Genomic DNA, 20,783 nt, shown 5'->3' with positions numbered 1-20,783 from the left:
AAGCCCGCGATTCAGCGGGCTTTTTCGTCTCTGAGTGGCGGCAAGCGCGGGTCAACTGCCAGGCGTCGCCAGCCACTGATCACACCGCGCCAGTTGCCAGGCCAGTGCGCCAAGGGTCAAGCCGCGCAAGGCCATGAACGCCAGAAAGGCGATCCACAAACCATGGTTGCCGAACCCCTGCAGCGCCAGGGCGATCGGCAGCCCGATGGCCAGGGCCACGAGCATGGCGTTGCGCATTTCGCGGGCGCGGGTGGCGCCGATGAACAGGCCGTCGAGCAGGTAGCTCCACACCGCGAACAGTGGCAGCAGGGCGAGGTAGGGCAGGTAGTGGCCGGCGGTCTCACGTACTGCGGCGATATCCGTCTGTAGATTGATGAACAGGTGGCCGCCCAAGGCGAACGCCAGGGCGAACACCAGGCTGGCCAGTAGCGACCAGATACCAGCGACGATCAGGCTGCGCTTGAGGGCCAGGCGATCCCGCGCGCCGATGGCATGGCCGCATAGCGCTTCGACTGCATGGGCCAGGCCATCCAATGCGTAGGCGGTGATCAACAGGCCGTTGAGCAGCAGGGCGTTGGCCGCCACCGTGGCGTCGCCCAGGCGCGCGCCCTGAATGGTGATCAGCAGGAACACCGCCTGCAGCGCCAGCGAGCGCAGGAAGATATCGCGGTTCACCGCCAGCAGCGCGCGCCAGCTCTGCCACTGGGCCATCGTCGCCCAGCGGGTGTTGCCCGGGTGGCGACGCAGGGCGCGCCGCGCAAGCGTCAGGCCGACCAGCAACCCGCCCCATTCGGCCAGTACCGCGGCGCGGGCGGCGCCGACCACTTCCCAGTGCAGGCCGAGTACGAACCACAGCGACAGCACGATGTTCAGCAGGTTGGTGACCAGCAGCATCACCAGCGGCGCGCGGGCGTTCTGGGCGCCGAGCAGCCAGCCGATCAGCGCGTAGTTGGCCAACGCTGCGGGCAAGCCGAGCAAGCGCGTGTGCAGAAAATCCCGGGTCAGGCCGTCGAGCTCGACCGACGGGTTCATCAGACCCAAAGCCAGGCCGCTGAAGGGAATCGCCAGCGCGCCAAGCAAGAGTGCCAGCAGGGCGGCGAGCAGCAGGCCCTGCACCAGCACCTGGCGCAGCGCCCCGCCATCGCCGCGACCGCAGGCCTGGGCAGCGAAGCCGGTGGTGCCCATGCGTAGAAAACCCAGCACCCCGACGATCAGGATGTACAGGCTGCTGCCCACCGCCACGGCGCCTAGCTGATGGGCGTGGGGCAGGTGGCCGACCACGGCGGTGTCGACCAGCGCCACCAGCGGCACGGACAGGTTGGAAAGGATCATCGGCGCCGCCAGCGCCCAGACCTTGCGGTGGGTTGGCGCGTGGCGCCAGGCATCACGAAACATGAGGGGGCTTCCTTGGTGTCGCGCATTATAGAGGCGCTGGCGATGGCTGCGTATGGCATGCGCGCCATCGTTCTGGGATAGTTGCGACACTCAGCTTCACCGCAAAGCGGCCCGTTCGTTCACAAGACGCCCGGGCTGCGCTGGCGCCCGCGGGCGCCGTCCCCGTGCCGACCCCGGCACCCTGGCGAACCATCCGCTCGCCGCTGGATCCGCTGCGCACCTTCAGGCGCAGGCGCTTACAACAACTAGAACCACGATCCATCCAAGGATGCCCCATGAAACTCACTCGCTTACTGGCGGCCGTGGCCGCAACCGCTGCACTGTCCGCCGGCTTCGCAGCCCAGGCGCGCGAATATTCCGTTTCCACCGTCCTGTCGGATGCCTTCCCCTGGGGGCAGGCTGCGCAGAAGTGGGCCGAGCTGGTCAACGAACGTTCCGAAGGGCGCATCACCCTGCGCGTCTACCCGAATGCGCAGCTGGTCGCCGGCGATCAGACCAAGGAATTCTCGGCCATGCGCTCGGGCCTGATCGACATGGCCGTGGGCTCGACCATCAACTGGTCGCCCCAGGTGCCGGAGCTGAACCTGTTCTCCCTGCCGTTCCTGATGAAGGACAACGCGGACCTCGACGCCATCACCCAGGGCGAGGCCGGCAAGCTGTCGTTCGCCGCCATCGAACAGCGCGGCATCGTGCCGCTGGCCTGGGGCGAGAACGGTTTCCGTGAAGTCTCCAACTCTCGCAAAGCGGTGCGTGCGCCGGCTGACCTGGCCGGCCTGAAGATCCGTGTGGTCGGCTCGCCACTGTTCCAGGACACCTTCAGCGCTCTGGGTGCCAACCCTACGCAGATGAGCTGGGCCGATGCCAAGCCGGCGCTGACCACTGGCGCGGTCGATGGCCAAGAGAACCCGCTGTCGGTTTTCGACGTGGCGCGTGTCGATCAGGTCGGCCAGAAGTACCTGACCCTGTGGCACTACATGGCCGACCCGCTGATCTTCGCGGTCAACCAGCGCGTATGGAAAACGCTGCCCGAGGACGACCGCGAGCTGCTGCGCCAGGCCGCTCTGGATGCCGGCAAGTGGGAAGTCGAACTGTCGCGCAGCCAGCAGGCCAAGCGCCTGGAAGACATCCGCAGCCGCGGCGTGGAAGTGGTCGAGCTCAATGATGCCGAGCGCCAGGCGTTCGTCGACGCCACCCGCAGCGTGCACGAGAAGTGGGCACCGAAGATCGGCGACAAGCTGCTCGACGCAGCCCGCAGCGCAATCGCCAAGCCCTGATCGAGTCAAGTGAGCCGGCAGCGGCTCCCGTTTCCTGCGAGAACACCCATGAGCAAGCAAGTCGACGCGCCACTCGAGCGCTGGCTCGCCACCCTGGCGCTGGTGATCATCAGCCTGATCAGCCTGGCCAACGTGGTGGTGCGCTATTTCACCGATGCCTCCTTCGCCTTTACCGAGGAGCTGTCGGTGTTCCTGTTGGTCATCCTGACCTTTGCCGGCGCCTCGGTGGCGCTGCGCCGCAACCGGCACATCCGCATCGGCTTTCTAGAGCGCCTGTGCCCGGTGCTGCGCACGCCATTGATCATCGGCCAGTGGCTGGCGGCCACTCTGGTGCTTGGGCTGGTGCTGTGGTTCGGCGGGCAGTTCGCCCTCGAGGAGTACCAGTGGCAATCGGAGTCGCCGGGCCTGGGGCTGCCGAACTGGTGGTACGTGGTGTGGCTGCCGCTGCTGGCCGTGCTGATGTTCGTGCGCCTGTGCCAAATGACCCTGGAGCGGCTGCGCGGGAGCGACCACGATGAGTCCTGATCTCTGGCTGATTGCCAGTTTCCTGGTGCTGCTGTTGCTCGGCGTGCCGGTGGCCTTCGCCCTCGGCCTGTCCGGCGCCATCGGCATCATCGCCGGGCTGTCGCCGGACATGCTCGCCACCCTGGGCACCAACACCTACAACGGCGTGGCCAAGTACCCGCTGATCGCCATTCCACTGTTCATCCTCACCGGCCTGGTGTTCGAGAAGGCCGGCGTGGCGCTGCGCCTGGTGCGCTTCGCTCAGGCGCTGATCGGCCCGCGCCACGGCGGATTGGCCATGGTTGCGGTGCTGGTCTGCCTGATCATGGGCGGCATGAGCGGCTCAGGCCCGGCGGACGCCGCGGCGGTGGCCATGGTGATGTTGCCGAGCATGACCAAGGCGGGCTACCCCAAGCCGTTTTCCGCGACGCTGATCGCTGCTTCCGCCTCCACCGCCATTCTGATCCCGCCGTCGATCGCGCTGATCCTCTATTCGATCGTGGTGCCGGGCGTCGATTTGCGGGCGCTGTTCGCCGCCGGCCTGTTCCCGGGGATCCTGGCGGGTATCGTGTTGCTGCTGCCAGCCTGGCTACTGTCGCGCCGCTACGGCTGGGAGTCGCCTGAAGGCACCGAACGACCGCCGCTGTGGCCGAGTTTCAAGCAGGCATTGCCCGCATTGTTCGCGCCCATCCTGATTCTCGGCGGCCTGCGCAGCGGGCTGTTCACACCGACCGAGGCTGCCGTGGTCGGCGTCGCCTATGGCGTGCTGGTCGGCCTGTTCGTCACCCGCGAACTGCAGTGGGGCAGCCTGTGGCGCCTGTGCGGCGAGGCGGCGGTGATCTCCGGCGTGGTGATGCTCATCATCGCCCTGGCCGGCATCTTCGCCTGGGCCGGCACCATGCTCGGCACCTTCCGCCATATGGCCGAATGGCTGATCTCGCTGTCCGATAACGGCGCGGTGTTGCTGATACTGGTGATGATCGCCGTGTTGTTGGCCGGCATGCTGCTCGACGCCATCTCCATCTACCTGATCCTGATGCCGATCCTGATTCCGGTGATGCAGCACTTCGGCTGGAACCCGGTGTGGTTCGGCATCCTGCTGGCCATGAACATCGCCATCGGCCAGTTCACCCCGCCGGTGGCGATCAACCTGATGGTCACCACTGAGGTAGCGAAAATCCGCCTGGAGCAGACCATCGGCTGGGCCCTGCTGTTCGTGCTGGTGATGGGCTGCGCCCTGATGCTGGTCGCCGTGTTCCCGGAAATCCCCCTGTGGCTGCCGCGGGTGCTCGGGTATGCGGTGGACTGAATGATGGGCAGCGGCGCGTCTTGTTTGGCGCGCCGCTTACACCGGTCAGTTGAAGCTGTAGGAGACTCCGACATACGCCCCGAAACCTTCGCCCGGCGTCGAGCGGGCGGCGTCGGTGCCGTTGTCGTCGTAGCCCGGCGTGACGGTGGCGGCGTAGCGTTTGTCGGTCAGGTTGCGCAGGTCCAGCCAGGTTTGCCAGTCGTCTTTCGGCGAGGCGTAGCCCAGAGTGGCGCCGAAGATCGCGTAGGCGTCGGCGTAGTAGGAATTGGCGTAATCCACGGCGACCCTGGAGGCGTATTGGGTGTTGAGGCCGGCGTAGAAGCCGTTTGGCAGGCTGTAGCGCAGTTCGGCCTGGTAATAGTGGCGGGGCAGGCCGGGCAGGCGGTTGTCGCCGAAGGTGGCGTCGTCGCGGTAATGGAAGTCGCTGAAGGTGTAGGCCTGGCGCAGTGCCAGGGCACCAGCCGCGCCACCGTTCCACAGCGGGCTGTCGAGGCCCAGCTCGATGCCCTGGTGGACGGTGGGGCTGGCGTTGGCTTCGGAGAACACGTTGGTTTCGACCGGCACGGTCAGCAGTTCGTGGCGTACCAGCGAGTAGTAATAGGCCGCATCCCACTGGCCCAGCGCGGAGTCACCCCGGCCGCCGATTTCGAAGGTGGTGGCGGTCTGATTATCCAGCGAGATCGGCGCGCGCTGGCGGGCGTTGTAAGGCAGACCTGGAGCGTCAAAACGCAGCGGCGAACTCCAGAGCATCGACCAGGCGTGGGGCGGCTCCACCGAGCGGCTGACATTGCCGTAGAGCTGCACGTCCGGGTTGAGCTGGTAGCGCAGACCGATGCGCGGCGCGTAATTCCAGGTGTGTTCGCTGAGCTTGTCGCCCGTTTCCGGCCAAGTCACCTCTACTTCCCGGCGGGTATAGATCAGCGCCAGACCGCTGGTCAGCCACAGGTCAGGCGCCAGCTCGGTTTCGTTGCCGATATGCAGCACGTTGTCCGAACCCAGGTGCTCGTAGGCGCGCATCAGGGTGCCGGTCGGATAGACGGTGCCATTCACGTTGATCGGCAGCGCCGCATTTTCCCTGGACTTGCTGCTCGGCAGGTTGGTGGTGCTGCGCAAACCGACGGTAGTGGTGCTGGCGAGGCCGAAAAGGGTATGGCGACGGGTGTAGTTCAGGGTGCCGCTGATATCGCTGTAGTCCACGCGGATCCGGTAGGCACCGCCACGGTAGGCGGTTTCGCTGATGTCCATCGGATAGTGGTGATAGGCCAGGCCCGCCACCAGGGTGGAATCATCGTCGATCTGCCAGGTGGTCTTGTTGGCCAGCCAGGTGCTGCCGGGCTGGTCGCGGTGTGCATCGATGCGCAGGTTGTTGGCCGCCGCCGCCCGTGGGTCGTGTTCGATCTGCGCCTTGGTCAGGCGCCCCGGCACCTGGTGCTCGGTCTCGCGATAACGCAGGTAGAAGCGCGTCTCCAGGTTCTCGTTGAAGCGATAGCCGAGGTTGGCGGCCACGCCCTGGCCCTTGCTTGATGAGTGATCCTGATAACCGTCGTAGCGGCTGTCGGTGACGTTGACGTAGTAATCGACATCGCCCAGCACCTGGCCGGAGCTGGTGCTGCGCTTCTGGTAACCGTGGCTGCCGGCTTCATAGCGCAGTTGCAACTTGTCGGCATCACGGCCGGTGCGGGTGATGTAGTCGATGGCGCCGCCCAGGGCCAATCCGCCCTTGTCGAAACCATTGGCGCCGCGCAGCACTTCGGCGCGGCTTATCCACAGCGGTTCCAGCAGCTCATAAGGCGTGCCGCCCGAGCCGGTCAGCGGCAGGCCGTCGAGCATGATGTGGTTGCCGGAGGCGTGGGAGCCGGTGCCGCGGTTGATGCCCGAGCCACGGATGGCGATCTTGATGCCCTCGTTACCCGGCGACTGCGCATACACGCCCGGCTGGTAGGCCAGCACATCGGCATTGCCGGCCACGCGGCCTCTTTCGACGCGCTGCATGTCCACCAAGTTGGTGCCGCCGGGTACCCGCTCGAGTTGCTCCTCGGCCGCCTGCTGCTCGGTCAGCGCCTGCTCGGTGATCTGTACGCCTTCGAGCTGCAGGCTGCCCGTCGCGGTCTCGGCATGGGCGACAGGCAGCGCTGCGCATCCCAGCAGGCTGGCAGCCAGCAGATGACGTGGGCGCAGGGCGTACGGGGGCAGGCAAAACATTCGGCAGATTCTCCGTGGAGCGGCATTTGGGATAGCGCGTGGTAGGACGGCGCCCGCGCGCGCCAGGCCACTTCTGCCCTTCGTCCGATCACGCGCACATCGAGGCACGCCCACGGAACTAAGTCAGAACGCCGCAGCGACAGCCTGTCGCGCGGCATCCAGCCACGCTGGTAAGTAGCGCGGCGAGGCGTAATCTGAAGGCGATCCATTGATCCAGATCAAGGCGCCTTTCGCCTTGGCTGTCTGCGGTACACGCATAACAAGAAGTCGATAACTAAACCTGATCGAGGGGCACGTCCATGTTCGGCCTAGAGGCTTTGGATCTTGCGCGCATCCAGTTCGCCTTCACCATTTCCTTTCACATCATCTTTCCCGCCATCACCATCGGCCTGGCCAGTTACCTGGCGGTGCTCGAAGGCCTGTGGCTGAAAACCGGGCAGACGGTGTACCGCGACCTCTACCACTTCTGGGTGAAGATCTTCGCGGTCAACTTCGGCATGGGCGTGGTCTCCGGCCTGGTGATGGCCTACCAGTTCGGCACCAACTGGAGCGCCTTCTCGGATTTCGCCGGTTCGGTCACCGGGCCGCTGCTGGCCTACGAAGTGCTCACCGCGTTCTTCCTCGAGGCGGGCTTTCTCGGCGTCATGCTGTTCGGCTGGAACCGCGTGGGGCCGGGCCTGCACTTCTTCTCGACGGTGATGGTGGCGGTCGGCACGCTGATCTCGACCTTCTGGATTCTCGCCTCCAACAGCTGGATGCAGACGCCCCAGGGCTTCGAGATCGTCGACGGCCGGGTGATCCCGGTGGACTGGTTCGCGGTGGTGTTCAACCCGTCGTTCCCGTATCGCCTGGCGCACATGGCCACCGCCGCATTCCTGGCCACCGCGTTCTTCGTCGGCGCCTCGGCGGCCTGGCACCTGCTGCGCGGGCGCGACACCCCGGCGATGCGCAAGATGTTCTCCATGGCGCTGTGGATGGCCCTGCTGGTCGCGCCGATCCAGGCGGTGATCGGCGACTTCCACGGCCTCAATACCCTCAAGCATCAGCCGGCGAAGATCGCCGCCATCGAAGGCCACTGGGACAACAGCTCCGGTGAGCCGACACCGCTGATCCTGTTCGGCTGGCCGGACATGGAACGCGAGGAGACCCGCTTCAAGGTCGAGGTGCCGTACCTGGGCAGCCTGATCCTCACCCACAGCCTGGACAAGCAGGTGCCGGCACTCAAGGAGTTCGCGAAAGAGGACCGGCCCAACTCGACCATCGTGTTCTGGTCGTTCCGGGTGATGGTCGCCATGGGCCTGCTGATGATCCTCGCCGGCGTGTGGAGCCTGTGGCTGCGCTGGCGCGGCAGCCTCTATCAGTCGCGCCCGTTCCTGTACTTCTGCCTGTGGATGGGCCCATCCGGGTTGATCGCCATCCTCGCCGGTTGGTTCACCACCGAGATCGGCCGCCAGCCGTGGGTGGTCTACGGGCTGATGCGCACTGCTGAGGGCGTGTCGATGCACAGCGCCGCGCAACTGGGCCTGACCCTGGTGCTGTTCGTGGTGGTGTACTTCGCGGTGTTCGGCGCCGGCTTCGGCTACGTGATGCGCCTGGTGCGCAAGGGGCCGGTCACCGGCGAGGCGATCATCAGGATGACGGTGGGCCGGGCACCCGGCATACGCCCGCGCGGCCGTTGTCCGCTGCCAAAGAGGGCACCGACGACAGTGACCACGGCGGTGAACACGCCGAAGGGAGGGCATGACCATGGGTATCGATCTGTCAGTCATCTGGGCGGTGATCATCGTCTTCGGCGTGATGATGTACGTGATCATGGACGGCTTCGATCTGGGCATCGGCATCCTCTTCCCGTTCGTGCCCGACAAGGGCGAGCGCGATGTGATGATGAATACCGTGGCGCCCGTGTGGGACGGCAACGAAACCTGGCTGGTGCTCGGTGGCGCCGGGCTGTTCGCGGCCTTTCCGCTGGCTTATTCGGTGGTGCTCAGCGCCCTGTATCTGCCGCTGATGTTCATGCTGCTGGGCCTGGTGTTTCGCGGCGTGGCCTTCGAATTTCGTTTCAAGGCCAAGGACCACAAGCGGCATATCTGGGACAAGGCGTTCATCGGCGGCTCGGTGGCAGCGACCTTCTTCCAGGGCGTGGCGCTGGGCGCGTTCATCGAAGGCATTCCCGTCGAGGGCCGTGCCTTCGCCGGTGGTTCGCTGGACTGGCTAGCGCCGTTTCCGCTGTTCAGCGGCCTGGGGCTGATCGCGGCTTATGCGCTGCTTGGTTGCACCTGGCTGATCATGAAGACCGAAGGTCGCCTGCAAAAGCAGATGCACGATATGGCCCGGCCACTGGCCCTCGCGCTGCTGGCGGTGATCGGCATCGTCAGCCTGTGGACGCCGCTGTCCCAGGCGAGCATTGCCGAGCGCTGGTTCACCTTTCCCAACCTGCTGTGGTTCGCCCCGGTGCCGCTGTTGGTGCTGGCGAGCTTCTTCTACCTGCTGCGCTCGGTGGCCAACCACGACAACAGCAAGCCGTTCGTGCTGACCCTGGTGCTGATCTTCCTCGGCTACAGCGGCCTTGGCATCAGCCTGTGGCCGAATATCGTGCCCGGCTCGCTGACCATCTGGCAGGCCGCCGCACCGCCGCAAAGTCAGGGCTTCGCGCTGGTCGGCGCGCTGCTGATCATCCCGATCATCCTCGTCTACACCGCCTGGAGCTACTACGTGTTCCGCGGCAAGGTCACGCCGGATCAGGGGTACCACTGATGAACAACACCAGCGAAAAGAAACCCCTTTGGCAACGCATCGCCTGGCTGGCCGGCATCTGGACGGTCAGCGTGCTGAGCCTGGGGCTGCTGTCATATTTGTTGAGACTGTTCATGAATGCGGCGGGGTTGAGTACGCCGTAGCAACCGTTGCCGACGGGTGAATCGGGGCGCGTAGCTGGCGCTTTATCCACCATGACGGTGCAAGTGGCGAAGGGTGGACACGCTTCGCGTTGTCCACCCTACAGCTGATCGCGCCTGCGCGCGCTGCGCAGGCGCGATCCAATCATTGCCCTGGTACTGCCAGCCAGTGGCCAAGTGTTTTCTGATAAGCGCCGGTGGCCTTGCTCAGGTGCAGCCACTGATCCACATAGCTTTTCCAGGCCATATCGTCGCGGGGCAGCAGGTAGGCCTTCTCGCCGTATTGCATGTAGGCGGTCGGGTTGACGGCGCACAGCCCGGGCATGCGTTTCTGCTGGTACAGGGCTTCGGACGAGTCGGTGATCATCACGTCGGCGCGCTTATCCAGCAGTTCCTGGAAGATGGTCTTGTTGTCATGGAAATTCAGCTGCGCCTTGGGCAGATAAGCCCGCGCAAAGGCCTCGTTGGTGCCACCGGCCGGCTCGATCAGGCGCACTTCTGGCCTGTTGATCTGCTCGACGGTCTGGTAACGCGACACGTCTTCACAGCGCACCAGCGGGATCTTGCCGTCGACATCCAGGGTGCTGCTGAAAAACGCCTTCTTTTGCCGCTCCAGCGTCACCGAAATACCGCCCATGCCGATATCGCACTTGCCTGCCACCATGTCCGGCATCAGGGTTTTCCAGGTGGTCGGCACCCACTGCACCTTCACCCCAAGGCTCTGCGCGAGCGACTGCGCCATCTCGATATCGATGCCTTCGTAGCCGCCGTCCTGGCGCAGAAAGGTATAGGGCTTGTAATCACCGGTGGTACACACCGCCAGCTGTCCCTTCTCCAGCACCTTGTCCAGATGCGACGGCGTTTCCTGAGCCTGGGCAAAGCCTGGCAGGCTGATAAGTAGGGTGGTGATGGTGCTTATTTTTAGATTTGTCATGGTGGGGAGACTCGCGGTTAAAGGCGGTAAACGAGGGGACAAGGTAAGGAGAAGGGCTTGGTGGGGCAAGGTCTGGAGGAGGGGAGAGCGCAGAAGCCTGATTGTCGTGTTCAGCGTCAGGCACTTTTTTAAAAAAAGGCGGACAAGCTTCGCGCTGTCCGCCCTCCTGTCTTGCAGCGTATATCAGGCCATCCTGTGGCTAGCCGCAACGATCAACTTAATGGCTCGCCTTCTTCAACCATGGTGGCCCACGCCACTACGCTGGGGCGCTGTTGCATCCGGGCGTACCACTCGCGAAGCGCTTCGCACTCCTCGGGGATCGACAGTTCCACAAGCGTCGAGAAAATCATGCCGCCAATCACGGCGATATCCGCCATGGAAAACGACGACCCAGCTACGAATGGCTGGCTCTTCAATACCTCATTGAAATAGCGCATGCCTCGTAACGCCTTGTCGCGCATGCGCAGGCCCCATTCCTCATTCTGATAGAGCTCGACGTGCGGGCCCAGCCCCGGGGTGGCATGGTGAAAGTACACGCTTACGGCATCGAGAAACTCGATTTCGGCGCGCTTGGTCATCATGTGAATCAGACCTTTCTCAACGGCGGTTTTGCCGGTAAGCGTGGGTGAGCCCTCCAGGTCGTCCAGATACTGGGTGATAGCCGTACATTCCGCGATGCGGGTGCCGTCCTCCAGCTCCAGAACCGGAAGCGTGCCCGAGTAGTTTATTTCGAGAAACTCAGGCGTCTTGTGCTCACCTTTCCAGAGGTTGATCGACACGAAATCAACCTCTGGCAGAAGGCCTTTTTCTGCGAGTGCTATGCGAACTCGTGCCGGGTAGGGGCCGTTGTACCAGTCGTAGATTTTCATCGGTGAATGGCGGGCGTCGGTGTGGCGATGTGAAGTGTTCATGTAAATACCTATCTATCAGTTGGTAGTTATATTTATAGGCTCATTTTTCTTGCTGTCAACACCTATCTGTCAGTTGGCAGGTTGGTGGCTTGCGGTTAGCATTCCGGTCATCTTCTAACCGGTGAGGTGATGGCGTGAGTGCAAACGCAAAAGAGGCCATCCTGGCGGCTGCCAAGCAGGCAGCGCAGTCCCATGGATACGGCGGACTGAATTTTCGCGACCTGGCAGCTGCAGTCGGCATCAAGAGCGCGAGCATCTACTACCACTTCCCCAGCAAGGCCGATCTCGGTTCTGCGGTAGCCAGGCGTTACTGGGAAGACACGGCAGCCGAACTGCAGGCGATGCTGGAGGGTGCTGACAGCCCGCTTGAATCCCTAAAGCGATATCCCTCGATTTTTCGACGCTCGCTCGAGAGCGGAAACAGGTTGTGCCTTTGCAGCTTCATGGCCGCTGAATACGAAGACCTTCCTGATGAAGTGAAGAGCGAGGTACAGGCGTTCGCCACCGTGAACGTGGCCTGGCTTTCCAAGGTTCTACTCGCGGCCGAGCTCGGCGACCCGGCCGCGTGCGAGGAGCGAGCGAACGCTATTTTTGCTGCTGTTGCAGGTGCTCAGCTTATGGCCCGTAGCCGTGCCGATATCGCGTTGTTCGATTCGCTTCTGAATGGCTACCGAAAGGCTGGGCTTCTGCCAGCCTGAATTGCTGGCGTTGCAGCTGGCACAGGACAGCTTCCGGCATGTGTAGCTTTTAGGGTTGTTAGACTGTCCCATTTCGCCGCCATTCAAAGGGGGGATCATGTTCGCCATCAGCGAAACCCTGCAACGCCGCTTCGCCGCCCTGCATTGCATCGCCGATTTCTGGTCGCTGCGCCATGTGCGGGAAACCACCGAGCGCTATTGGGTGCGTCGCAATGTGGCGCGGGCGCCGTCGTTCGCCGACGATGCGGGTGCCATGCTCAGCGTGCGGGTGGCTGGGGTAGAGGCCTATGCGGCGACCAGCGATCTCAGCCAGGCCGGCTTGCAGACGGCGCTCGACAAGGCCGAGGCGCTGGCGCGGCAATTGGCGGGGCGCAATCTGCTCGATCTGCATGAGCTGCCGGTGCCCCATGAGCAGGCCGATGACGTGATGCCCGGCTATCAGCGCGCTCTGGCCAGTCCGGCCCACTGGTACGAGCTGCTGGCGGCGGAGTCGGCGCGGGTACCGCGCGATGAGCGGCTGGTGGACTGGTACGCCGGGCTGACCTTTACCGCCACCGAGCAGATCTACTTCAACAGCGTCGGCGCCCGTTTGCGGCGCGCGCAGCATTACGTCTTCCCGCAGCTGAGCGTGACCGCCAGCGATGGCGCCGACAGCCAGAGCCGCAGCTTTGGCGGCACCCACTTGGCGCGCCAGGGCGGTGCCGAGGTGATCGATGAACTGGGCGTGGTCGGCACCGCCAGCCGTATCGCCGACGAGGCGCTGCAATTGCTGCTGGCGCCCAATACGCCGAGCGGCCATCGCGACCTGCTGCTGATGCCGGACCAGATGATCCTGCAGATCCACGAGTCCATCGGCCATCCGCTGGAGCTCGATCGCATCCTGGGTGACGAGCGCAATTTCGCCGGCACCAGCTTTATCCGCCAGGAGGATTTCGGCAGCTACCAGTACGGCTCGTCGCTGCTCAACGTGACCTTCAACCCGACGGTATCGGGCGAGCTGGCCAGCTATCGCCATGACGACGACGGCACCCCGGCGCAGCGCGAATATCTGATCCGCGAGGGCATTCTCCAGCGGCCGCTCGGTGGCGCGCTGTCGCAATGGCGCAGCGGGCTGGAGGGCGTGGCCAACAGCCGCGCCTGTAGCTGGAACCGCCCGACCCTGGACCGCATGGCCAACCTCAATGTCGAACCCGGCCACCAGCGCCTGGAGCAGCTGGTCGGCGGCATCGAGCGCGGCATTCTGATGAGCAACAACCGCTCCTGGTCCATCGATGACGCGCGCAACAAATTCCAGTTCGGCTGCGAGTGGGGCCGGCTGATCGACAACGGCGAGCTCAAGGGCGTGGTGAAGAACCCCAATTATCGCGGTATCTCCGCGCAGTTCTGGCGCAACCTCAAGGCGGTTGGCGACGCCAGTACCTTCGAGGTGCTGGGCACACCGTATTGCGGCAAGGGCGAGCCGAACCAGGTGATCCGCGTCGGGCACGCCACGCCGGCGTGTGTGTTCGCCGATGTCGACGTATTTGGAGGGGCGGCCTGATGAACGCACGTCAGCATTTCGAGGCGCTGCTCGCGCACCTGAACGCCGAGCGGCAGGCCGGCGAGGGCTTCACCCTGGAGTACCAGGCCGAGGCCTCTGACTTCATTCGCTTCAACCACGCCCGCGTGCGCCAGGCCGGCCAGGTGCAGCAGGTGTACGCCACCCTGGCGCTGTACCAGGGCGAGCGGCATGGCGACTTCGAACTGGCCCTGAGCGGGGTGATCGACGACGACCGCCCGCGCCTCGACCAGGCGCTGCAGCGCCTGCGTGCGCTATTGCCGACGCTCGCCGATGACCCCTACCTGCGCCTGAACCGCGAAGCCTGGCGCAGCGAAACCGCGGCGGGGGACGCGGCTCAGCACAGTGAGGCCGCCATCGCCCAGATCAATGAGGCAGCTGCCGGGCTGGACCTGGTCGGCTTCTACGCCGCCGGGCCGCAATACCAGGGCTTCGCCAGTTCCTGGGGCGCCTTCGGTTGGCACGCGGCGAGCAGCTTCAACTTCGAATTCAGCCTGTTTCACGAGAACGGTCAGGCAGTGAAAAGCAGTTACGCCGGCGAGCAGTGGGACGCTCAGGCCTTCGCTCGCAAACTGGCGTTTGCCCGTGAGCAACTGGAGCATCTGGGCAAACCCGCCCATGAGTTGAAGCCGGGGGCTTACCGCGCTTACCTGACGCCAGCGGCGCTGGAAGAGTTGTTCGGCCTTTTCGCCTGGGGCTTTTCCGCCGAAGCGCTGGCCACCGGTAGCAGCCCGCTGCAGCGGCTGTTCGCCGGCAGCGCCAGCTTGAGCGACAAGGTGACGCTCGACGAGCGCATCGAGGGCGGCCTGGCGCCGGCCTTCACCCGCGAAGGGCCACGCCAGCCGCTGCGCCTGGTCAGCCAGGGCAAGCCGGGCGAGCGCCTGGTCAGCTCACGCAGCGCTGCCGAACACGGGCTGATCGCCAACGGCGCGGGAAGCGGCGAATACCCGTTCTCGCTGCACCTGCACGGCGGCCAGCTGGAGGAGGGCGAGATCCTGCAGCGCCTCGGCACCGGGCTGTATATCGGCAACCTGTGGTACGCCAACTTCTCCGACCTGCCGGCTGGGCGCCTGACCGGCATGACCCGCTTCGCCACCTTCTGGGTCGAGAACGGTCGCATCCAGGCGCCGGTGGACACCATGCGCTTCGACGACTCGCTGTTCGACTTCCTCGGCGCGAACCTGGAAGCCCTGACCCGCCAACCGGAGCGGCTGCTGCCCAGCGGCACCTACGGCGCGCGGCAGACCGGCTCGATGGCGCTGCCGGGCGCGCTGCTGTCGCGGTTTACCCTGACGTTGTGATCTTTAATGCTCATGAGTCGGCAGCTACAAAGCAGAAACGGTCGCTTAGCGACAGCGTGGGAGCGGCTTTAGCCGCGAGTTCTTTATTAAGGCAAACAAAGAGCTCGGGGCTAAAGCCCCTCCTACAAAAGCCATGTATCCACCGCTCCCAGCAACTCGCTGCCAAAATCGACGAGCTGGGACTGAAAAATCACGAACATGTTTAAGGAAGACATTCCTGGGTATCGCTGCGCTCAACCGCAGGCTACGGGGGACTCTGGTAGCCCGGTGTTGAGCGCAGTGATACCCGGGGAAAGGCCAGCCGCGTGTGCTGATCAAGGCTCATCCAGGGCTTGCCGTGGCCCATTAGTTCACTCGAGCATATAGGCGCGTAGTACGCGCTCCTCTCGCATGATGTGGATGATAAAAACCGTTGTGTCCGAAACACGGTAGAAAATCCGGCAGGGCGGGATGACGACTTCGCGATAGAGCGCGTTTGGCAGCTCGGCAGGAATACGGCCCGACAGCGGAAATTCGGCCAGTCGTGCAACTGTCTCAATTACTTTGCTGACCAGAGTTCGAGCGGCGGCAGGTTTGTCGAGAGCTATGTACTGCGCGAGATCCTCAAGTTGTTCGAGGGCGTGATTTGTCCAGACTATTTCAGCCATTTGCTCAGCCTTTCCTTGGCCTGTTCATGGCTGACGGTATTGCCCTCTACCACGGCCCGCTCACCGCGCGCCAAGGCATCCAGAAGGGCAAGGCGCTTCTGCATGAACTGGTAGTCCTCGACATCAACCAGATAAGCCGAGGGCATTCCATGCTCGGTAATCAACACGGGCTCTTTGGACTCGTGAAGATCTGCAAGGATTTTGGTGGCTTGTCGCTTCAGGTTGGTGACCAGCTCGACTTTCATGGTGGGGCCCGGTGTGCAAAGGAAAGTATCACTTTAGTGATACTTTCCTTTCTTCGCAACGCGCACTCGTTCTCTCGACCCTAATAGCGCTACTTGGTCGCCTTCAGCACCACGAACTTCGGCGTGGCCGCCACCTGCTCGACGCCGCGGAACAGCCGCGCCAGCTTGGCGTGGTAGCCGAGGTGGCGGTTGCCGACGATCCACAGTTCGCCGCCGGTAACCAGCGCGCTGCGCGCCTGCTGGAACATGCGCCAGGCGAGAAAATCGCCGACCACCTGCTGCTGGTGGAAGGGCGGGTTGCACAGCACCAGGTCCAGTGAGTCGGCAGGCTGCTCGGCCAGGCCGTCGCCCGCGCGCACGGCCACCGGGCGCTCGCCCAGGGCTGCCTGCCAGTTCTCGGCGGCGGATTGCACGGCCATATAGGACTCATCCACCAAGGTCAGCTCGGCCTGCGGGCTGCCGAGGGCGTAGACGATGCCCAGCACGCCGTTGCCGCAGCCCAGGTCGGCTACCCGGCGGATGTCCAGGTGGCGCGGCAGGTGTGGCAGGAAGGCGCGGGTGCCGATGTCCAGGCCTTCGCGGCAGAACAGGTTGGCGTGGTTGCCGAGTTCCAGCGCCGGTTTGTCGAGGCGGTAGCGGGTCGGATAGGGCGACTGCGCTGCCGGCTTGGCTTCGGGCGTGGCGTGCAGCAGACGGGCCTTTTTCACCGCCAGCGAAGCCTGCACCGGGCCGATGTACTTCTCCAGTAGGTCGCCAGCGGCGCGGGGCAGGTGCTTGATCATCGCGCCGGCGATCACTTGGGCGCCTGGCGCGAGCTGGCCGTGCAGGCGGATCAGCTGTTCTTCCAGCAGCGCCAGGGTTTTCGGGATGCGGATCAGCACCAGGTCGAACGGCCCACTCGCTGCCTCGCTGGCCGGGATGAACGTCACCGCGTCTTCGGCGAGGCCATTGCGCGCCAGGTTGAGGTGCAGCGCCAGGTGGCCGAGGTGCGAGTCGCCGCTACTGATCACCCGGGCCCGGCCGGCGAGTGCGCAGGCCAGGGCGCCGAAGCTGTCGTTGAGCAGCAGCACGCGTGCGTTGGCCGGCAGGGCCTGCACCTGTTCGAGCAGATAGGCATCGGCGGCATCGAAGGCTTGCAGCGGCATGCCGGGTTGCTCGGGCTGGCGCTGCAGGTCGAGGGTGGCGAACGGGGTGACGAAGGACGACGACATGCTGATCTCGTGGTGGCGTGGCGGGGCGCATTCTGCCACGGGAAATCTTCAGGTTGTGCGGCAGTTGGCGTATTTGCGGCTTGTTCGGCAGGTGCCAATCGCGAAGAATCGCGGCCGCTGCCCTGCCGGTCATTTGCCAACCCGCCGGTCATATCCGCAGCCCCGCCAATAATAGTCGGCCCTTCCGCACCCGCTGCGGGTCCAGCCGACAACGCGTCGCCAGCGCCTCGCCGAGGCCAGTCCAGATGAGTCCCTTTTTTCAGGTGGGTGCCCCGTGCGCCTGCCGTGCTGCCATTGCCAAGGTATCTGCATGTTCAAGTCCGTTGTCACCACCGTCCTGTCAGCCGCGCTGCTGATCTGCGCGCCGGCCTTCGCCGCCGAGCCTATCGTCATCAAGTTCTCCCACGTGGTCGCTGAAGACACCCCGAAAGGCCGCGGCGCGCTGCTGTTCAAGCAGCTCGTCGAGCAGCGTCTGGGCGACAAGGTGAAGGTCGAGGTGTACCCCAACTCCACGCTGTTCGGTGACGAGGACGAGCTGCAGGCGCTGCGTGACGGCAAGGTGCAGTTACTGGCGCCGTCGCTGTCCAAGTTCGATGCCTACACCAAGCAGTTGCAGGTGTTCGACCTGCCGTTCCTGTTCGACGACCTGGAAGCGGTGAAACGCTTCCAGAAGCGTGAGAAGAGCCGCGAGCTGCTGCGCTCCATGGCCGGCCAGGACATCTACGGCCTGGCCTACTGGAACAACGGCATGAAGCAGCTTTCCGCCACCCGCGCGTTGAAGGCACCGGCCGATGCCAAGGGCCTGAATTTCCGCATTCAGCCGTCGCCGGTACTGGAAGCGCAGTTCGCCGAGATTGGCGCGACCACCAGCAAGCTGGCCTTCAGCGAAACCCTGGCGGCGCTGCAGAAGGGCACCGTGCAGGGCGCGGAAAACCCCTGGTCGAACCTGGCCAGCCAGAAGCTCGACAGCGTGCAGCCGTTCATCACCGAAACCAACCACGGTTCGCTCAACTACATGCTGATCAGCAACTCCAAGTTCTGGATCAGCATTCCCTATCAGGTGCGTACCCAGCTGGAAGCGATCATCGAGGAGGTCAGCTTCAAGGTGAATCAGGACGCCGAGGAGCTGAACCGCAAGAGCCGCGAGCAACTGGTCGCCGCCGGCCGCGCGCAGATCATCACCCTGACCCACGAGCAGCGCGAAGCCTGGCGCGAAGCGATGCGCCCGGTGTGGCAGCGTTTCGAGGCGGAGATCGGTGCTGATGTGCTGCGTGCAGCGCAGACGGTCAACCGCCGCTGATTGGTTAAGTCAGGCTGCTATGTGAGCGTGTGGCATGCTCGCGATTTTTCGCGGTCACGGACTGGGCGTCCCCGCCCGCTCCCACATTTAGATCTGCGCAAGGCCGTAGGATGGGTGCAACCCATCGGGATTGATGGGTTGCACCCATCCTACGGTCCGCCCCATCTACGAAGCTATGACTACGAAGCCCGCAACTCCTCCAACAGCAATCGCGCTGGCGATGACAACGGCGAGCCGCGCCGGCTGATCACGCCGTAGGGCTCGCTGCGCAGTACCTGGGCCAGTTCTAGGCAGGCCAGCTGGCCTGAGCGCGCCGCTGATTGGGCTGTTTCCCGCGGCATCAGCGCCACCAGGTTCGGGTCTTCCTGCAGCAGCATCAGGGTGGCGAAGGTCGACGCGGTTTCCAGCGGGTAGCGTGGAAACTCCAGCTCGGCGTCGCTGAACGCCCGCTCCAGCACCAGGCGCATCGGCATGTTCGCCGGGAACACCACCCAGCTGTAGGCGGCCAGTTGCGCCAGGCTCAGACCCGGTGTGTTCGCCAGCGGGTGAGCGGGGCTGGCCACCACTTTCAGCTGTTCATCATGCAGGCTCAGGCAGTCGTAATCGTCCGGCCGGCGGCTCACGCTGGTGCGGCAGATCGCCAGGTCGACGCGACCCTGGTCGATCAGGCTGAGCAGCCGCGCACTGGTGTCCTCGACGATCTCCACCGACAGCTCCGGCTGGCGCGCGCGCAAGCGTGACAGCGCGCGGGTCAGGTGCGGCACCGCACCCATGATCACGCCCACCACCAGGCGGCCGCCCTGGCCCTGGAGGATGCCGAGCATTTCTTCGCGCAGGTGCGCCAGGTCGCTGTGGATAAGCCGCGCGTAGCGAATCGCGCAGCGCCCCAGGTCGTTGGCTTCCAGGCCCTGGCTGGTGCGGGTGAACAGCCGCGTGCCGAATGCCGATTCGATTTCGTTGAGCGCCTTGGTCGCGCCTGGCTGGCTGATCGCCACGGCGTCGGCGGCCTTGTGCAGCGAGCCCTGTTCGTCGAGGGCGATCAGCAGGCGCAGTTGTTTCAGGCGCAGTCGGGAAACCAGGGCGGGCAGGGAAGCGAGCATGGTGATAACCATCGGTTATTGCTTGATCAGAGCCTGTCATTAGGCAGGCTGGCGCGCAGTTCGTAAAGTCTGCTCTGTACCCGTTCGGGCAAGACTGACAAGAGAGATAAGCCATGCGACTGATCCAGTTCGAAACCACCAGTGGCCAGCGCCAGGTCGGCGTTGTCGAAGGCGACGCCATCCGTACCGTGCGTGGCGTGGCCAGCACCCGCGAATTGGCGCTGGCGGCGATCCGCGCCGGGCGCAGCCTGCAGAGCGAAGTCGAGAGCCGCGGCAGCGACGCCGGCCCGGCCTATGCCGAACTGCAACAGGGTGGGCGCATCCTGCCGCCGCTGGATCACGAAGACTCCGCTCACTGCCTGATCAGCGGCACCGGCCTGACGCACCTGGGCAGCGCCTCGACCCGCGACAAGATGCACCAGCAGAAGGGCCAAGACGAAGCCACTCTGACCGACACCATGCGCATGTTCCGCTGGGGCCTGGAAGGCGGCAAACCGGGTGCCGGCAAGGTCGGTGCGCAGCCGGAGTGGTTCTACAAGGGCGATGGCAGCATCGTCGTGCGCCCTGGCGCCGAACTGCCTGTACCGGTGTTCGCTGAAGACGGTGGCGAGGAGCCCGAGCTGGTCGGCCTGTACGTGATCGGTGACGACGGCAAGCCCTACCGCCTCGGCTATGCCCTGGGCAATGAATTTTCCGACCACGTACTGGAGCGTCGCAGCTACCTGTACCTGGCGCATTCCAAGCTGCGCGCCTGCGCCTACGGGCCGGAGCTGCGCGTCGGCGAGCTGCCGGCGCACCTGGCCGGCACCAGCCGCATTCATCGTGGTGGCGAGGTGATCTGGGAGAAGGAATTTCTCAGCGGCGAGGAGAACATGTGCCACAGCCTGGAGAACCTGGAGTTCCACCACTTCAAGTACCAGCAGTTCCTGCGCCCGGGCGACGTGCACGTGCATTACTTCGGCACCGCGACCCTGTCCTATGCCGACGGCATCCAGGCGCAGCCTGGCGACACTTTCGAGATCGAGATGAAAGAGTTCGGCGCGCCTCTGCGCAATGGCCTGGCCAAGGCCGACGAGCCTCTTGAACCGGGCGGCGTGACCGCTCTGTAAACACTGTTCACCGGGGCCTTAGGGCCCCGCTTGGTTTTCCACAGGAGGAATATTTCATGTCCGTTAATGGCCATAACATCATCGGCGGCGCGTACAGCGCAGCCGGCTCCGTAGTCCACAAGAGTCACGACGCCACTACTGGCGAAGCCCTTTCCTACGATTTCATCCAGGCCACCCCTGAAGAAGTCGAT

The 20,783-nt window shown here is 64.4% G+C and carries 19 protein-coding genes and 1 pseudogene; 12 read left to right on the top strand and 8 right to left on the bottom strand.

Going from position 1 to position 20,783, the window contains the following annotated elements:
- Positions 1-51: 51 nt before the first annotated feature.
- Positions 52-1,395: an MATE family efflux transporter gene (locus tag PVA39_RS20185; protein WP_274125560.1), complete on the bottom strand. Its 1,344-nt coding sequence runs from the start codon at positions 1,393-1,395 to the stop codon at positions 52-54.
- Between the two features lie 275 nt (positions 1,396-1,670).
- On the opposite strand from PVA39_RS20185, the gene PVA39_RS20180 reads away from it, so the two are divergent.
- From PVA39_RS20180 to PVA39_RS20170, 3 genes are read left to right on the top strand one after another with little or no spacing between them, the layout of a single operon-like run.
- On the top strand, positions 1,671-2,669 hold the full coding sequence (locus PVA39_RS20180) for a DctP family TRAP transporter solute-binding subunit (RefSeq protein WP_274125559.1): 999 nt from the start codon (positions 1,671-1,673) through the stop codon (positions 2,667-2,669).
- Between the two features lie 48 nt (positions 2,670-2,717).
- On the top strand, positions 2,718-3,194 hold the full coding sequence (locus PVA39_RS20175; protein ID WP_274125558.1) for a TRAP transporter small permease: 477 nt from the start codon (positions 2,718-2,720) through the stop codon (positions 3,192-3,194).
- Positions 3,184-4,482 carry a TRAP transporter large permease gene (locus PVA39_RS20170; protein WP_274125557.1) on the top strand — a complete coding sequence of 433 codons (1,299 nt, stop codon included), beginning with the start codon at positions 3,184-3,186 and terminating at the stop codon, positions 4,480-4,482. Before PVA39_RS20175 ends, PVA39_RS20170 begins: the two co-directional genes overlap by 11 nt.
- A gap of 45 nt (positions 4,483-4,527) precedes the next feature.
- On the opposite strand, the gene PVA39_RS20165 is transcribed toward PVA39_RS20170, so the two are convergent.
- The gene (locus PVA39_RS20165; protein WP_274125556.1) at positions 4,528-6,684 is read right to left on the bottom strand and encodes a TonB-dependent receptor family protein; all 2,157 of its coding nucleotides are present in this window, start codon (positions 6,682-6,684) and stop codon (positions 4,528-4,530) included.
- Between the two features lie 299 nt (positions 6,685-6,983).
- Between PVA39_RS20165 and PVA39_RS20160 the strand changes: the two are divergent.
- The 3 genes and pseudogenes from PVA39_RS20160 to PVA39_RS20150 all read left to right on the top strand — a co-directional run bounded on the left by PVA39_RS20160 (position 6,984) and on the right by PVA39_RS20150 (position 9,581).
- Positions 6,984-8,428 (top strand): annotated as a pseudogene (locus PVA39_RS20160) (cytochrome ubiquinol oxidase subunit I).
- A gap of 2 nt (positions 8,429-8,430) precedes the next feature.
- The gene (gene cydB / locus PVA39_RS20155; RefSeq protein ID WP_274125555.1) at positions 8,431-9,438 is read left to right on the top strand and encodes a cytochrome d ubiquinol oxidase subunit II; all 1,008 of its coding nucleotides are present in this window, start codon (positions 8,431-8,433) and stop codon (positions 9,436-9,438) included.
- The gene (locus tag PVA39_RS20150) at positions 9,438-9,581 is read left to right on the top strand and encodes a DUF2474 domain-containing protein (protein ID WP_274125554.1); all 144 of its coding nucleotides are present in this window, start codon (positions 9,438-9,440) and stop codon (positions 9,579-9,581) included. Before cydB ends, PVA39_RS20150 begins: the two co-directional genes overlap by 1 nt.
- 142 nt (positions 9,582-9,723) lie before the next feature.
- Here PVA39_RS20150 and PVA39_RS20145 read toward each other — a convergent pair whose 3' ends face one another.
- Both PVA39_RS20145 and PVA39_RS20140 read right to left on the bottom strand, forming a co-directional pair.
- Positions 9,724-10,512, bottom strand: coding sequence for a transporter substrate-binding domain-containing protein (locus tag PVA39_RS20145; RefSeq protein ID WP_274125553.1), 789 nt, complete (start codon positions 10,510-10,512; stop codon positions 9,724-9,726).
- A gap of 212 nt (positions 10,513-10,724) precedes the next feature.
- Entirely contained in the window at positions 10,725-11,381 is a 657-nt protein-coding gene (locus PVA39_RS20140) for a glutathione S-transferase (RefSeq protein WP_274125807.1), read from the bottom strand.
- Between the two features lie 176 nt (positions 11,382-11,557).
- Here PVA39_RS20140 and PVA39_RS20135 point away from each other — a divergent pair, with 176 nt between their 5' ends.
- From PVA39_RS20135 to PVA39_RS20125, 3 genes are all read left to right on the top strand, one after another.
- Entirely contained in the window at positions 11,558-12,121 is a 564-nt protein-coding gene (locus tag PVA39_RS20135) for a TetR/AcrR family transcriptional regulator (protein ID WP_274125552.1), read from the top strand.
- 97 nt (positions 12,122-12,218) lie between these two features.
- Positions 12,219-13,661 carry a TldD/PmbA family protein gene (locus PVA39_RS20130; RefSeq protein ID WP_274125551.1) on the top strand — a complete coding sequence of 481 codons (1,443 nt, stop codon included), beginning with the start codon at positions 12,219-12,221 and terminating at the stop codon, positions 13,659-13,661.
- Positions 13,661-14,980 carry a TldD/PmbA family protein gene (locus PVA39_RS20125; protein WP_274125550.1) on the top strand — a complete coding sequence of 440 codons (1,320 nt, stop codon included), beginning with the start codon at positions 13,661-13,663 and terminating at the stop codon, positions 14,978-14,980. The genes PVA39_RS20130 and PVA39_RS20125 overlap by 1 nt, the downstream gene beginning before the upstream one ends.
- Before the next feature lie 350 nt (positions 14,981-15,330).
- Here PVA39_RS20125 and PVA39_RS20120 read toward each other — a convergent pair whose 3' ends face one another.
- From PVA39_RS20120 to PVA39_RS20110, 3 genes are all read right to left on the bottom strand, one after another.
- A complete protein-coding gene (locus PVA39_RS20120; protein WP_274125549.1) occupies positions 15,331-15,627 on the bottom strand; it encodes a type II toxin-antitoxin system RelE/ParE family toxin in 297 nt (98 codons plus the stop codon).
- Positions 15,615-15,872 carry a type II toxin-antitoxin system Phd/YefM family antitoxin gene (locus PVA39_RS20115; protein ID WP_274125548.1) on the bottom strand — a complete coding sequence of 86 codons (258 nt, stop codon included), beginning with the start codon at positions 15,870-15,872 and terminating at the stop codon, positions 15,615-15,617. Before PVA39_RS20115 ends, PVA39_RS20120 begins: the two co-directional genes overlap by 13 nt.
- A gap of 89 nt (positions 15,873-15,961) precedes the next feature.
- A complete protein-coding gene (locus PVA39_RS20110; protein ID WP_274125547.1) occupies positions 15,962-17,083 on the bottom strand; it encodes a methyltransferase in 1,122 nt (373 codons plus the stop codon).
- 310 nt (positions 17,084-17,393) lie between these two features.
- Between PVA39_RS20110 and PVA39_RS20105 the strand changes: the two genes are divergently transcribed.
- Positions 17,394-18,383 (top strand): TRAP transporter substrate-binding protein, encoded by a 990-nt coding sequence (locus PVA39_RS20105; protein WP_274125546.1) that lies wholly within the window; start codon positions 17,394-17,396, stop codon positions 18,381-18,383.
- A gap of 179 nt (positions 18,384-18,562) precedes the next feature.
- Here PVA39_RS20105 and PVA39_RS20100 read toward each other — a convergent pair whose 3' ends face one another.
- Positions 18,563-19,483 (bottom strand): LysR family transcriptional regulator, encoded by a 921-nt coding sequence (locus tag PVA39_RS20100; protein ID WP_274125545.1) that lies wholly within the window; start codon positions 19,481-19,483, stop codon positions 18,563-18,565.
- 113 nt (positions 19,484-19,596) lie between these two features.
- On the opposite strand from PVA39_RS20100, the gene araD1 reads away from it, so the two are divergent.
- Both araD1 and PVA39_RS23580 read left to right on the top strand, forming a co-directional pair.
- Positions 19,597-20,592 (top strand): AraD1 family protein, encoded by a 996-nt coding sequence (gene araD1 / locus PVA39_RS20095; RefSeq protein WP_274125544.1) that lies wholly within the window; start codon positions 19,597-19,599, stop codon positions 20,590-20,592.
- 56 nt (positions 20,593-20,648) lie between these two features.
- Positions 20,649-20,783, top strand: a 135-nt coding sequence (locus PVA39_RS23580) for a hypothetical protein (protein ID WP_443200995.1), incomplete at its 3' end; no start/stop codon positions are given.

The sequence above is a fragment of the Pseudomonas sp. CNPSo 3701 genome (assembly GCF_028674975.1).
GTDB lineage: Bacteria > Pseudomonadota > Gammaproteobacteria > Pseudomonadales > Pseudomonadaceae > Aquipseudomonas > Aquipseudomonas straminea.
Note: the sequence above shows the minus strand (reverse complement) of the source record. Positions and strands in the feature narration are given on the sequence as shown.

Excerpts from the sequence above, each read along its gene's own strand:
- PVA39_RS20185 (WP_274125560.1), bottom strand. The coding sequence starts at position 1,395 with ATGTTTCGTGATGCCTGGCGCCACGCGCCAACCCACCGCAAGGTCTGG.
- araD1 (WP_274125544.1), top strand. The coding sequence starts at position 19,597 with ATGCGACTGATCCAGTTCGAAACCACCAGTGGCCAGCGCCAGGTCGGC.
- PVA39_RS20170 (WP_274125557.1), top strand. The coding sequence starts at position 3,184 with ATGAGTCCTGATCTCTGGCTGATTGCCAGTTTCCTGGTGCTGCTGTTG.
- PVA39_RS20130 (WP_274125551.1), top strand. The coding sequence starts at position 12,219 with ATGTTCGCCATCAGCGAAACCCTGCAACGCCGCTTCGCCGCCCTGCAT.
- PVA39_RS20165 (WP_274125556.1), bottom strand. The coding sequence starts at position 6,684 with ATGTTTTGCCTGCCCCCGTACGCCCTGCGCCCACGTCATCTGCTGGCT.
- cydB (WP_274125555.1), top strand. The coding sequence starts at position 8,431 with ATGGGTATCGATCTGTCAGTCATCTGGGCGGTGATCATCGTCTTCGGC.
- PVA39_RS20120 (WP_274125549.1), bottom strand. The coding sequence starts at position 15,627 with ATGGCTGAAATAGTCTGGACAAATCACGCCCTCGAACAACTTGAGGAT.
- PVA39_RS20100 (WP_274125545.1), bottom strand. The coding sequence starts at position 19,483 with ATGCTCGCTTCCCTGCCCGCCCTGGTTTCCCGACTGCGCCTGAAACAA.
- PVA39_RS20105 (WP_274125546.1), top strand. The coding sequence starts at position 17,394 with ATGTTCAAGTCCGTTGTCACCACCGTCCTGTCAGCCGCGCTGCTGATC.
- PVA39_RS20175 (WP_274125558.1), top strand. The coding sequence starts at position 2,718 with ATGAGCAAGCAAGTCGACGCGCCACTCGAGCGCTGGCTCGCCACCCTG.
- PVA39_RS20150 (WP_274125554.1), top strand. The coding sequence starts at position 9,438 with ATGAACAACACCAGCGAAAAGAAACCCCTTTGGCAACGCATCGCCTGG.
- PVA39_RS20140 (WP_274125807.1), bottom strand. The coding sequence starts at position 11,381 with ATGAAAATCTACGACTGGTACAACGGCCCCTACCCGGCACGAGTTCGC.
- PVA39_RS20125 (WP_274125550.1), top strand. The coding sequence starts at position 13,661 with ATGAACGCACGTCAGCATTTCGAGGCGCTGCTCGCGCACCTGAACGCC.
- PVA39_RS20110 (WP_274125547.1), bottom strand. The coding sequence starts at position 17,083 with ATGTCGTCGTCCTTCGTCACCCCGTTCGCCACCCTCGACCTGCAGCGC.
- PVA39_RS20115 (WP_274125548.1), bottom strand. The coding sequence starts at position 15,872 with ATGAAAGTCGAGCTGGTCACCAACCTGAAGCGACAAGCCACCAAAATC.
- PVA39_RS20180 (WP_274125559.1), top strand. The coding sequence starts at position 1,671 with ATGAAACTCACTCGCTTACTGGCGGCCGTGGCCGCAACCGCTGCACTG.
- PVA39_RS20145 (WP_274125553.1), bottom strand. The coding sequence starts at position 10,512 with ATGACAAATCTAAAAATAAGCACCATCACCACCCTACTTATCAGCCTG.